Annotated in this window: 11 protein-coding genes; 6 read left to right on the top strand and 5 right to left on the bottom strand. The window is 61.0% G+C overall.

Going from position 1 to position 12,832, the window contains the following annotated elements:
• Positions 1-94: 94 nt before the first annotated feature.
• On the bottom strand, positions 95-1,477 hold the full coding sequence (locus PSH96_RS11845; RefSeq protein WP_305459421.1) for an aspartate aminotransferase family protein: 1,383 nt from the start codon (positions 1,475-1,477) through the stop codon (positions 95-97).
• A gap of 47 nt (positions 1,478-1,524) precedes the next feature.
• Positions 1,525-2,364 carry a helix-turn-helix transcriptional regulator gene (locus PSH96_RS11840; protein ID WP_305459420.1) on the bottom strand — a complete coding sequence of 280 codons (840 nt, stop codon included), beginning with the start codon at positions 2,362-2,364 and terminating at the stop codon, positions 1,525-1,527.
• A gap of 153 nt (positions 2,365-2,517) precedes the next feature.
• Between PSH96_RS11840 and PSH96_RS11835 the strand changes: the two genes are divergently transcribed.
• The 5 genes from PSH96_RS11835 (at position 2,518) to PSH96_RS11815 (ending at position 7,443) form a co-directional block, all read left to right on the top strand.
• Positions 2,518-3,849 (top strand): flavin-containing monooxygenase, encoded by a 1,332-nt coding sequence (locus tag PSH96_RS11835; RefSeq protein WP_370694336.1) that lies wholly within the window; start codon positions 2,518-2,520, stop codon positions 3,847-3,849.
• A 22-nt stretch (positions 3,850-3,871) separates the two neighbouring features.
• Positions 3,872-4,282 (top strand): RidA family protein, encoded by a 411-nt coding sequence (locus PSH96_RS11830; protein WP_003207327.1) that lies wholly within the window; start codon positions 3,872-3,874, stop codon positions 4,280-4,282.
• Between the two features lie 10 nt (positions 4,283-4,292).
• Complete coding sequence (locus tag PSH96_RS11825; protein WP_058421955.1) at positions 4,293-4,970, top strand: DUF1028 domain-containing protein; 678 nt, start codon at positions 4,293-4,295, stop codon at positions 4,968-4,970.
• A gap of 14 nt (positions 4,971-4,984) precedes the next feature.
• Positions 4,985-6,130 carry an acetylornithine deacetylase gene (gene argE, locus PSH96_RS11820; RefSeq protein WP_305460047.1) on the top strand — a complete coding sequence of 382 codons (1,146 nt, stop codon included), beginning with the start codon at positions 4,985-4,987 and terminating at the stop codon, positions 6,128-6,130.
• A 581-nt stretch (positions 6,131-6,711) separates the two neighbouring features.
• Complete coding sequence (locus PSH96_RS11815) at positions 6,712-7,443, top strand: type III effector (RefSeq protein ID WP_305459418.1); 732 nt, start codon at positions 6,712-6,714, stop codon at positions 7,441-7,443.
• Between the two features lie 170 nt (positions 7,444-7,613).
• On the opposite strand, the gene PSH96_RS11810 is transcribed toward PSH96_RS11815, so the two are convergent.
• Entirely contained in the window at positions 7,614-8,525 is a 912-nt protein-coding gene (locus PSH96_RS11810) for a LysR substrate-binding domain-containing protein (protein ID WP_010171799.1), read from the bottom strand.
• Between the two features lie 250 nt (positions 8,526-8,775).
• On the opposite strand from PSH96_RS11810, the gene PSH96_RS11805 reads away from it, so the two are divergent.
• Positions 8,776-10,191: a cytosine permease gene (locus PSH96_RS11805; RefSeq protein WP_305459417.1), complete on the top strand. Its 1,416-nt coding sequence runs from the start codon at positions 8,776-8,778 to the stop codon at positions 10,189-10,191.
• Between the two features lie 57 nt (positions 10,192-10,248).
• On the opposite strand, the gene PSH96_RS11800 is transcribed toward PSH96_RS11805, so the two are convergent.
• Both PSH96_RS11800 and PSH96_RS11795 read right to left on the bottom strand, forming a co-directional pair.
• Positions 10,249-11,754, bottom strand: a complete 1,506-nt coding sequence (locus PSH96_RS11800) for a diguanylate cyclase (RefSeq protein WP_305459415.1) — start codon at positions 11,752-11,754, stop codon at positions 10,249-10,251.
• Positions 11,755-11,935: 181 nt separating this feature from the next.
• Complete coding sequence (locus tag PSH96_RS11795; protein ID WP_305459414.1) at positions 11,936-12,829, bottom strand: LysR substrate-binding domain-containing protein; 894 nt, start codon at positions 12,827-12,829, stop codon at positions 11,936-11,938.
• Positions 12,830-12,832 lie beyond the last annotated feature (3 nt).

The raw sequence follows: 12,832 nt of genomic DNA, 5'->3' as shown, positions 1-12,832 counted from the left end.
GGCCATCGCGGCAGTCGATGACCTCGCTGCCGTTCAAGCCGTGTCTGATGGAGGTTGCCCGCCACCCCGCACCTGGGGTGGTGGGCAGGTCACTTCAGAGTTTTCCCGCGATCCGTGCGGTGCGGTCTACCGCAATCCGGGTCTTGTCGACCAGTTCATCCAGCTCTGCGCGCGTGGCCACCAGGGCTGGCGCCATGATCATGCGGCCCAGGGTCGAGCGGATGATCACGCCCTCTTCGAAGCCAAAAGTGCGGCACTGCCAGGCCAGGTCGTTTTCGTTGGCGAAGCGTTTGCGCGTGGCCTTGTCTTCGACCAATTGCAACGCGCCGAGCAGGCCCGTGCCCTGGATCTCGCCGACCATTGGGTGGTTGCCGAACACGTCGTGCAGCAGTTGCTGCAAGTACGGCCCGGTGTCGTGTTTGACCTGGCGCACGATGCCTTCATCGCGCAGCGCCTTGAGATTGGCCAGCGCCACTGCCGCCGCCACCGGGTGGCCGGAATAGGTGAGCCCGTGGGCGAACACACCGCCCTGCTCCACCAGTGCCTCGGCGATACGCTTGCTCAGCACCAGGCCGCCCATCGGCAGATAGCCCGAGGTCAGGCCCTTGGCGATCGACAGGGTGTCAGGCTCGAAGCCAAAGTGCTGATGGGCGAACCATTCGCCGGTACGGCCAAACCCACCAATCACCTCATCGGCGCACAGCAGCACATCGTATTGACGGCAAATGCGCTGGATCTCGGGCCAGTAGCTTTGCGGCGGGAAGATCATGCCGCCCGCGCCCTGGAACGGCTCAGCGATAAAACCGGCGACGTTCTCGGCGCCCAGCTCCAGAATCTTTTCTTCCAGTTGCAGCGCGCAACGACGGCCAAATTCGGCCGGTGTCAGCTCGCCGCCATGGGCAAACCAATACGGCTCGTCAATGTGTGCGACGTCGGGAATCATGCCGCCCATGTCGTGCATGAATTTCATGCCGCCCAGCGCCGAGGCTGCCAGGGTTGAGCCGTGATAGCCGTTCCAGCGGCCGATCATGATTTTCTTCTGCGGCTGGCCGACCACCTGCCAGTAGCGGCGCACGGTACGGATCAACACCTCATTGGCCTCGGAACCGGAGTTGGTGTAGATCACGTGGCTGTAGTGCCCCGGCAACAGGCTGAAAAGCAGCTCCGACAGCTCGATCACCGCCGGGTGGGTGGTGTGGAAGAACATGTTGTAGTACGCCAACTGGTCCATCTGCGCGGCGGCGGCGGCGGTCAGATCCCGACGGCCATAACCCAGCTGGGTACACCACAGGCCGGACATGCCGTCCAGGTAACGCTTGCCTTCGCTGTCCCACAGGTACAGGCCCTCGCCGCGCACCATCACACGTGGGCCTTCGGCATTCAGCGCCTTCTGGTCGACAAACCCATGGATGTGGTGGGCCGCATCAGACTGCTGGTAATCCTCGGTGCGGCGTTGCAATTGGGCGGGTAGATTCATGGTTTTTTCTCTCTTATTAGTCGTGACGCAAGGGCTAGCAAGGCCGCTCAGCGCAGCTTGCTCATGTAACTTTCAAGCGGGTCTTTGCTCAGCACGCCCTGGGCTGCGGCGAGCGAGTCGATAAACAGCGCAAACAGTTCCGACTGCGCGCCAATATCGAGCTTGGTGTAGATGTGTTTGCGGTGAGACTTGATGGTGTCTTCGGACACCTCCAGGCGCTCGGCCAGCGAGCGGGTGGAATGCCCGCGCAAAATGAGTTGGGCGATGCGGCATTCACGCTCGGTCAGGATCGACGAGCCGAAGTTGTTCAATGCTGCGTGAATACGTTGCTCCAGCAGGTTTTCGAAGCGCGCACCCTGGGCATCCAGGCCGACAAAATGTTTGCCCAGCACGGCCAGTACCCAAGGGGTTATGCGCTTGAATTGCGCGGTGGTGGCGGCGTCGAGCTTTTGCGTAAAGGCCAGGGACACCGCCAGGCTGGAGCCTTTGCTCGATTGCAGGAGGTAATTGAGCTCGTCTTCGAGCTGAGAGTGGCGGTAGAACGACTGGAAGTATTCGCTGAGCTCGAAGTGGTCAGGCGCAACGTCCGCCAAGGCATAACAGCCTGAACCGAGGCCTTCCACACAGGCGTCGTAAAACGGGTCCAGCAGGTAAAAACCCGACAGGTACTGGCGCACATTGCCTTGCGGCAACCACGGCCCGTCCAGCTCGAACAGCGCACTGGGCATGCCGCCGCGCGGGTAAAAATACAGCGTCGTGGCCTGTATCGGCTGCACGAACCCGAGGGCATCGAACAAGGCGGCAGCGAACCCCGATTGCCCGATGTTATCGGTCACCAGGGCCATCTGTTCAAACCATTGCGCAGAAGAAAGCCGGTCGTTGTTCACTTCGAAGCCTCGCTCAAAGAACTGCAAGGATGGTCACACACCCGCCCCGTCCTCGAAATCACCCGATAGGGTGAGCTTGCATCCGATATTTATGCTCACTCCGAAGCTTAATAATATTTTATTAAAAATCGCCCTCCCCCTAGCCTTGAAGCCATGCCCAAGCTGAATCCAACTGCATTACGCAAGGACAGACACATGACTCAAGCCATAACAAAAACAGACACGCTGGTAGTGGGAGCCGGTCAGGCCGGTGTGGCCATGAGCGAGCACCTGAGCAAGCAAGGCGTGCCGCACCTGGTGCTGGAGCGCAGCCGTATTGCCGAGCGCTGGCGCACCGGGCGCTGGGATTCGCTGGTCGCCAACGGCCCGGCCTGGCATGACCGCTTCCCTGGCCTGGAATTTAATGATGTCGCCGCCGACGGTTTTGCGCCAAAAGAACGCGTGGCCGATTACTTCGAAGCCTATGCCCGCAAATTCAACGCGCCGATCCGCACCGGCGTGGACGTGACCTCTGTGGTGCGCAACGTGGGCCGCCCAGGCTTTACCGTGCACACCAGCGAAGGCGTGATCGAAGCCAACCGTGTGGTCGCCGCCACCGGGCCGTTCCAGAAGCCGGTGATTCCGGCCATCGCGCCTAAAGACAGCGCGCTGCACCAGATCCACTCCGCCGACTATCGCAACCCCGCACAACTGCCCGCCGGCGCCGTACTGGTGGTGGGCGCCGGTTCATCCGGCGTGCAAATTGCCGATGAGCTGCAGCGTTCCGGGCGCCAGGTGTACCTGTCGGTCGGCGCCCACGACCGCCCGCCGCGTGCCTATCGCAATCGTGATTTCTGCTGGTGGCTGGGCGTGTTGGGCGAGTGGGACCAGGCGGCGATGAAGCCCGGCCGTGAGCACGTGACCATTGCCGTGAGCGGCGCCCACGGCGGCAAGACCATCGATTTTCGTGAGCTGGCTCAGCAAGGCATGACCCTGGTCGGCCTCACCCAAGCCTTCGACGGCAACGTCGCGCGCTTCCAAGCCAACCTGGTTGAAAACCTGGCCCGTGGCGACGAGAACTACCTGGCCTTGCTGGATGCGGCAGACGCCTACATCGAGCGCAACGGCCTCGACCTGCCGTTGGAACCCGAAGCGCGGCGCGTATTCCCGGATGCCGAGTGCATCAAAAACCCGATCCTGGAACTGGACCTGGCCAAGGCCGGTATCACCTCCATCATCTGGGCCACCGGTTTTGCCGTGGATTACAGCTGGCTGAAAGTCGATGCGTTTGACGCCGCCGGCAAGCCGCAGCACCAGCGCGGTGTGGCCAGCGAGTCGGGCATCTACTTCCTGGGTTTGCCGTGGCAGTCGCGCCGGGGCTCGTCGTTTATCTGGGGCGTTTGGCATGACGCCAAATACGTGGCCGACCACATCGCCATCCAGCGCCAATACCTTGAATACCGTGAGCCCGCACCGGTTGCGCACACGTCGCCTGTCATTGCCTGAGCACTTTTTTCGGAGTTTTTTGATGCCTACTCACACTCGCATCCGCATGTTCAACACCAAGGAAACCTACCCTAACCAGAGCCTGGACAACGACCTGTGCCAGGCCGTGCGTGCCGGCAACACCGTGTATGTGCGCGGCCAGGTGGGCACCGATTTCGACGGCAACCTGATTGGCCTTGGCGACCCGCGTGCCCAGGCTGAGCAAGCGATGAAAAACGTCAAGCAACTGCTCGAAGAGGCCGGTTCGGACCTGAGCCATATTGTAAAAACCACCACTTACCTGATCGACCCGCGCTACCGTGAGCCGGTGTACCAGGAAGTCGGCAAGTGGCTCAAAGGCGTGTTCCCGATCTCCACCGGGCTGGTGGTGTCGGCCCTGGGCCAGCCACAGTGGCTGATGGAAATTGATGTGATTGCCGTGATCCCCGAATAAGGAGCTGCCCATGACCTTTTCAATCGTCGCCCGATGCGCAGACACCGGCCAGCTCGGCATCGCCATCAGCTCCTCGAGCATCGCCGTGGGCGCCCGCTGCCCATGGCTGCGGCCCGGCGTGGGCGCAGTGTCGACCCAGAACATCACATTGCCGGCCCTCGGCCCCGACGTGCTCGATTTACTGGAGCAAGGCCTGGACCCTGCGGCCGCCGTCGACAAAGCCCTGACCAGCAACGGCTACAGCCAATACCGGCAACTGACGGCGATTGATCACCTGGGCCGCAGCGTGCATTTCAGCGGCAGCGAAACCCTTGGCACCCACCATGCCGTGTCGGGCGAACAATGTGTGGCGGCAGGCAATATGCTTGCCGACCGCGCGGTGATCGAAGCCATGGTGCACGCCTTCGAACACGGCGAAGGCCAACTTGCCGATCGATTGCTGGCGGCGATGCACGCCGCCATCAACGCCGGTGGCGAAGCCGGGCCGGTGCATTCCGCCGCGCTGGTGGTGGTGGGCGAACTGACTTGGCCGATCATCAACCTGCGCGTGGACTGGGCCGATGAACAGCCCATTGCCGAGCTGCAAAAGCTCTGGGACGCCTACCGCCCGCAAGTGCAGGACTACATCGACCGCGCCCTCGCCCCCGACCGCTCACCGGGCTACGGCGTGGCCGGAGACGAGCGATGAGCTGCAGCCGAGCGATGAGCCGCAGCCGCGAACTACTGCACACGCTGGTGGGGTTCGATACCACCAGTCGCGCGTCCAACTTGCAGTTGATCGAATTCGTGCGCGATTACCTCGCAGGCTTCGGCCTGGCTTGCGAGTTGGTCTATAACGAAGAACGCAGCAAGGCCAACCTGTTCGCCAGTATCGGCCCGGCGCAATTGCCGGGCATTGTGCTGTCGGGCCACACCGACGTGGTGCCGGTGGACGGCCAGCCGTGGACGGTGCCGCCGTTTGAATTGACCGAGCGCGACGGCAAGCTGTTTGGCCGCGGTACGGCGGATATGAAGGGTTATATCGCGTGTGTGCTGGCGTTGGTGCCTGCTTTAGTGAAAGCCAACTTGCGTATCCCGGTGCATATCGCCCTGTCATACGACGAAGAAGTCGGCTGCCTGGGTGTGCGCTCGCTGCTCGCGGTGCTGGAGCAGCGGCCGGTGAAACCGATGCTGTGCATTATCGGTGAGCCAACCGAGCTGAAACCGGTGCTCGGCCATAAGGGCAAGCTGGCGATGCGTTGCGATGTGCATGGCGAGGCCTGCCATTCGGCGTATGCGCCCTATGGCGTGAATGCGATTGAGCATGCCGCCGAGTTGATTGGCGAGCTGGGGCGCATTGGCCAGCGCCTGCGCGAGCAACAGGACCCGCGGTTTGATCCACCGTTCAGCACGGTGCAGACCGGCGTGATTACAGGCGGCAAGGCGTTGAATATCGTGCCGGCCGACTGCTGCTTTGATTTTGAAGTGCGCGCATTGCCGTCGATGGACCCGGGTGAAGTGGCTGAGGCGCTGCAGGCTTATGCCATGCAACAGGTGTTGCCGCGTATGCAGGCCGTGAGTAAACAGAGCGCGATTCGGTTTACCAAGCTGTCGGCGTATCCGGGGTTGGTGACGGATGAACGCAGCCAGGCGGCGGAGTTGATTGCCGCGTTCAGTGGCTCGCGGGATTTCGGTACTGTGGCGTTTGGCACCGAAGGCGGGTTGTTTGATGCGGTGGGCATTCCCACGGTGGTGTGCGGGCCGGGGAGCATGGACCAGGGGCATAAGCCGGATGAGTTTGTGAGTATTGAACAGTTGGCCGGCTGTGATGCCATGCTGGAGCGCATGCTCGATTCGATTCGCGCCTGAATCGCCTCTGCACCAAACACCACAAATCAACTGTGGGAGCGGGCTTGCCCGCGATGGCGGTGTATCAGGTGGCACATTTGCAGCTGACCCACCGCTATCGCAGGCAAGCCAGCTCCCACATTTTTTTGCCCTGTGTTCCAGTCCAAACACTGCAAAACCTGTGGGAGCCGGGCTTGCCCGCGATGGCGGTGTATCAGGTGGCACATTTGCAGCTGACCCACCGCCATCGCAGGCAAGCCAGCTCCCACATTTTTTTGCCCTGTGTTCCAGTCCAAACATTGCAAACCCTGTGGGAGCCGGGCTTGCCCGCGATGGCGGTGTATCAGGTGGCACATTTGCGGCTCACCCACCGCTATCGCAGGCAAGCCAGCTCCCACAGTTGCGTTTCGTTGCTGCGCATACTCGACGTGGTTCGCCTCCAGGCCAAACCCACTCGATCTGCTCCCACCTATTCTGCGAATGCTTAGGGGAACTCATTGGGTATTGAGCGCCACACAGGTGTCAACTTTTCGCGTTTGTACGAAACGGCCAGGCCTCGAGTAGTCAAGTACTACTCGCTCTTTACGATGAAGGTAAACCTCATGCGAGCAGAACCCGCCCATATACCTTACATCAGCTCAGGCATCAGATATGGGCTGCAGCACTTGGGAAATCCTTTCGATACCGGCGGCTTGGAGAACATGAGTCAGGCAGATGTCGCGCAACACGCCAATGTTCGCTTCAAACCGAACCATGGCGCGCCGACCTATGAGGTAGCCCAGCAGTCCAACGGTGAAATCTTCGAGGGGTGGCGTGTCAAAAACCACGCGCCTGTATCGAAGAAGTACCCATTTATCAAGTTCGTACGCACACCCGCCAAAGAAGAAGGAAAATCTGTGGGCGACAAGTTTCACATCAGCGTCGCACCAAAGGATATGCCGAAGGCCTTCGACGTCATCAGCAAACTGATCAGTTCAGAAGACAGCCCGATCAATAGCTGGAAAGCCACAGATGTTAACCGTGTCGACCCAAGAGACACACGAATATCCCAGGGCGCACAGTTCACGCTCTACGCCAAACCAGATCGCACTGATGGCACCTATAGCCCCGAGTACATGGGGAAAATACAGGCGTTGGTAAAGACCATCGAGCAGGCGCTGCAGCAAGCGGGTATCGGTAAAAGCGACAATAAACCCGACTCCGACGTATCGGTGCCACAGTGGGGGTATGTGTCCTATCGTAATGAAATCAGGAGTGACCGGCAGGGCTCCGAGAGCCAAAGTGCCTCGTTGAAGCGAGAGCCTTTTTTCAAGCTCGCAGTCGGTGTGGAGTAAACCTCACGATCCGTGCAACTCAGCCAGCAGCCACGGGCTCAGTTGCGTGTTGAACCCTAGGCATATGGCTGTGCATGCTCGGCTTGATGCGCATCTAAGCCAAACACATTCGCACGAGCCACACAGCTCCCACAGTTGATTTTCAGTGTTTATCAAATGGTATTTCAAGTTTAGCCAAGGAGTCTTGCGAGTTCTTCGCGGCAGTAATCCACAAACAACTGCACCGGCTTGGTCAACGGCGCCCGCCGTAACCAGACGGCGGATAATCCTGAACCGGTGACCGTTTCCGCCAACGGCACACACACCACTTTCTGCCCGTCGTAGGTGTACTCGGTAAACGGCTTGGTCACCAGAATCGAAAAGCCAAACCCACGCCCGACCATGCCGCGCACCATCTCGATGGACGGCGAGCTGAACACGATATTCGGCGTCAACCCGCGCTCTTCAAAGATGCTCACGAAGTACGTCCGGCTCGGCAGCACATCCAGCAAAATCATCGGCTCCAGCACCAGGTCCGCCAGCGATACCTTGGCCTGTTGCGCAAAACGATGATCGGCCGGCAGCAGCGCATACGGCTGCTGCGGCGGCATCAGCGGCGTGGTTTCGATGGTGCCGCCCAGGTCGTGCTCAAACAGCATCGCCACATCAATGCTGCCCGCCGTCAGCGCCTGCACCAGCTCTTGCTGCTCGCCGTCGCGAATGCGGATTTCCACCCCCGGCCACAGCGCCTTGAACCCCGCGATCAAGCGCGGCAAATACAAGGGCGCCACCGTCTCAAAGCAGCCGATATCGATCTGCCCCGCCACCACGTCATTGTCGGCCAGGGCGTTTTGCTCGAACTCATGGGCCACCCGCAGCAACTCCAGCGCCTTGCGATAAAAGCGCGCGCCGCTGGGGGTGAGTGAAACGCCTTGGGCGTGATGGCGGATAAACAGCTGCACGCCAAAACTGTCTTCGAGCTGTTTGATCGCGGTAGACACCGACGGCTGGGCGATATACAGCTTGCGCGATGCCTCGGCGACGCTGCCGCACTCGGCCGTGGTGACAAAATATCTGAGCTGGCGCAGGTTATAGGCAGCCATCGGGACCTCCAGAAACGTGGGACTTCGCCCCAAACAAGTGCGTAAAAATCGGCTTTTTCACACTAATTCAAGACCATGCAACATACCGGAGCAAAAAAACCGGTGAGCTATATTTTTTAAGGTCTATAGCAACAAACTTACTAATTTACCTCCCTGCGCCCATTGCTGATGATCACTCCAACAACAAAGCGCCGCCTTGGCTGCGCACAGCGAAGTACGTCAACGTACTCACCTTGCCTTGGAGCTCGTCATGGTCACCACTGCAACATCCTCCGCCCCGCTTATCGAAAAACACACGATCGGATACGTGCCCCCCGAAGACCGCCATGGAAAGGTAAGAGACCTGTTCACCCTGTGGTTCGGCGGCAACATCGCGCCGTTGCCGATCGTGACCGGCGCATTGGGTGTGCAATTGTTCCACTTGAACCTGGTATGGGGCATCGTCGCCATCCTGGTGGGCCACCTGGTCGGCGGCGTGCTGATGGCGCTGCACTCGGCCCAGGGCCCGCAAATGGGCATCCCGCAAATGATCCAGAGCCGGGCGCAGTTCGGCTCCCTCGGCGCCCTGTTGGTGGTGGTGATCGCCGGCGTCATGTACATCGGCTTTTTCGCCTCCAACATCGTGCTGGCGGGTAAATCCCTTCACGGTGTGGTCGACAGCGTGCCCGTGCCCGTGGGCATCGTGATCGGCGCCATCGGCTCCGGCATCATCGGCATCATCGGTTACCGCTTTATCCACGTGCTCAACCGCATCGGCACCTGGGTGCTCGGCGCCGGTATCGTGCTGGGCTTCGGCTACATCTTCACTCACGTGCAGACCACTGATTTTCTGACCCGTGGCAGCTTCAATATCTCTGGCTGGCTGGCAACTGTATCCCTGGCTGCGCTGTGGCAGATCGCGTTCGCGCCCTACGTGTCGGACTACTCCCGCTACCTGCCGGCCGACGTGCCGGTGGCGTCGACCTTCTGGACCACCTACCTGGGCTCGGCCCTCGGCTCCAGCCTGGCCTTTATCTTCGGCGCCGTCGCCGTGCTCGCCACCCCGGTCGGCATGGACACCATGGAGGCGGTCAAACTCGCCACCGGTGCCATCGGCCCGTTGATGCTGGTGCTGTTTTTGCTCAGCGTGATCAGCCACAACGCCCTCAACCTCTACGGCGCCGTGCTGTCGATCATCACTCTGATCCAGACCTTCGCCTACCGCTGGATCCCCACCGCCAAAAGCCGTGCGGTGATCTCCACGCTGGTACTGGCCGCCTGCGCCATTGCTGCCGTGTTCGCCTCCAAAGACTTTATCGGCCACTTCGTCGACATGGTGCTGGTGCTGCTGGTGGTGCTGGTGCCGTGGACGGCAATCAACCTGATCGACTTCTACGCGATTCACAAAGGCAAGTACGACATTGCCTCGATCTTCCGCGTGGATGGTGGCATCTACGGCAAATACAACCCACAGGCGCTGCTGGCGTATGCGATCGGGATTGCAGTGCAGATTCCGTTTATGAACACGCCGCTGTATGTGGGGCCGATTTCCGAGCACATCAACGGGGCGGATTTGTCCTGGGTGGTGGGGCTGGTGGTGACGTCGCCGTTGTACTTCTGGCTGGCGAGCAGGGACAGCGCTTACAAGCGCCGGATGGACGGTGGCAAGTTGGTAAGTGGGATTTGAGCTAACTGACTGAAACGGGCTGGCCCCGTTCAACAGGGGTTCGATTGTGAACCCCTGTCACCAGTGCCCCGCCATACACTGGTTCCGCCCCGCCGCCTTGGCGCTGTACAACGCCTGATCCGCCACCTCGACCAACCCTTGCAAATCCTCGAGCTGAACACCTGTTGCAGTCGCAATGCCGATGCTCGCTGTCAGCCGCTCGAACGGGCTGGTGCTGTGCACGATGTGCTCTTGCTTCAACCGATCGAGAATCAGCTGGGCCACCACGGCGGCGCCGTCACTGTCGGTGTCCGGCATGATGATGCCCATCTCCTCGCCACCATAGCGCGCCACCAGGTCTGACGGCCGCCTTACGCACGACTCGAAGATTCTGCCCACCGTCTGCAGGCAGGCGTCCCCTGCCACATGCCCGTAGGCGTCGTTAAAGCGCTTGAAGTAGTCGATATCGATCATCAGCAATGCCAGCGTCGTGCCCTCCCGCTTGGCGCGCAGCGCCTCCCTGGCGAGGCTCTCATCAAAGCAGCGGCGGTTTGCCAGACCCGTGAGGGCATCCTTCATGGCCAGCAACTCAAGCTGCCCGTTGGAGGTGAGCAACTGCTGCTGGGTTTCACGCAACTGATCTTCCGCCTCGGTGCGCCGACGGATATCCAGGATCAAAAACCAACCGATAAAGCCGGTAAGCCCCAGCAACCCCGCCACCACCACCGCCGACAGCAGCGCCTCGGTGCGCCACGCGGCAAGGGCTTCGCGCTTGCCCAGCGCCACCGTGGTGATCAGCGGCAACCGGTCACTCTGGCGGAACGCGTAGAGCCGCTCCACACCGTCCAGGCTGGAGGTAAACGACGCAGTGCCGACCGACTGGTCAACCAGGTACTTGGCATAGATGGGCGACGTGGAAAAGTTGCGCCCCATGTCTTGCTCGCGAAACGGAAAACGCGCCAGCAACGTACCGTCGGTATGCGACAAGCCAATTGCGCCGTCCTGCCCGACATCGATCTTGCCAAACAAGCGCAGGAAGTTTTCGATGCCTAAGGTCACCGCCACCACACCGGCAAAATCACCCTGCGCATCATTGAAACGCCGGCTGATGGTCATCACCCATTCCTGATTCGACCGGCTGACAATCGGCGGGCCGATAAAGATCTCGCGGGAAGGATCGTCACGGTGATGGATGAAATAGGCACGATCAGTGCTGTTGGCGCCCGCAGGAATCGGCCGGTTGGAGGACATCAACCAGTGCCCATGACTATCGTAGATCGTGATACCACTGAGCTGCGGCATCAGCGGCTGCTGGCGGTTGACCAAGCTACTCAGCCGCTGAATCTGCGCCGGCCCGCTGCCTTCGGTTTCCAGACGCTCGACCAGCCCGAGCAACAGCAGCGCACTTTGGCGCACGATGCCTTCGGAATAAGTCGACAGCGCCTGGGTAAGGTTCAGGCCATGGACGTCCACCTCCTGCAGGGCGCGATCTCGAGAGGCAAACACCTTCCAGATCGTCAATGACCCCAGGGAGCAACCGATAACAGCCAGCAAAAGCACAACCAGGTGGGTATCACGCTTCACATTGCTACCTTTGGAACCTACGGTTTTCCGTAACAGCGGACAGTGGACCTGGGCACCGGCGGCAGCCATTCGCCCTTATTCGCGGGCAAGGATACAAGCAGTTACAAGCCACCGCAGCAACAGATTATGCGCACGAGAACGGTTCATATTGCCGCGCCTCACGGTGGCCCCACGCAGGCGCTTACAACTGATGATGTTCGAGCAAAAAGTCCACAAACAAGCGCACCCGCGCCGGCATCGCCGCGCCGCCGACGAACACCGCGTGAATCGGCTCAACGTCGCCGGGGTTCCAGGCTTGCAGCAGCGGTATCAGCTCGCCGCGCCGCAGGTCTTCACTGACGGTGAACTCACCGATACGCGCAATACCGGCGCCCACACGCGCAAGCTGTGCCAGCGCTTCACCACTGCTGCATTCGATGTTGCCGCCGACCTTGAGGGAAAACCCCTGGCCGTCGCGCATAAACGGCCAGTTGGGTTCGGCACGCCGAAAGTTGAAGCGCAGGCAATTGTGCCGCAGCAGGTCTTCGGGTTGCTGCGGGGTGCCGTGGCGTTGCAGGTACTCGGGCGAGGCCACCACCACCTGGCCGGTTTCGCCGAGCCTGCGCGCGGTCAGCGGGCTGTCGGGCAGAAGGCCAAAACGTATCGCCACATCGGCCTGGCCGCCGAGGATATCGACTACTTCGTCGCCCAGGGTCAGGTCGACCACGATGTTCGGGTAGCGCGCACTGAAGGCAGCCACCAAGGGCACGATCGTCATGCGCCCGTGGCCCAGGGCGGCGCTGACCCGCAACCGACCCCTCGGCACGCCCTGGTCGGCAATCGCCTCTTCCACCTCGTCCATGTCGGCCAGGATACGCCGTGCCCCGCGCAGGAACGCCTCGCCCTCGGCGGTAAAGGTGATCGCGCGGGTAGTGCGCAACAGCAGCCGCGTGCCAAGGCGCTGTTCGGCGCGCGCGATGATCCGGCTGACCGCCGACGGCGTGAGCGCCAACGCCCGCGCCGCCGCCGATAAGCTGCCTTCCTGCGCCACGCTGGCGAATACCAGCATCTCACCCGACCTGCCGTTGAAGTCCATTTG

This window comes from Pseudomonas sp. FP2338, assembly GCF_030687515.1.
In the GTDB taxonomy this organism is placed as follows: Bacteria; Pseudomonadota; Gammaproteobacteria; order Pseudomonadales; family Pseudomonadaceae; genus Aquipseudomonas; species Aquipseudomonas salomonii.
Note: the sequence above shows the minus strand (reverse complement) of the source record. Positions and strands in the feature narration are given on the sequence as shown.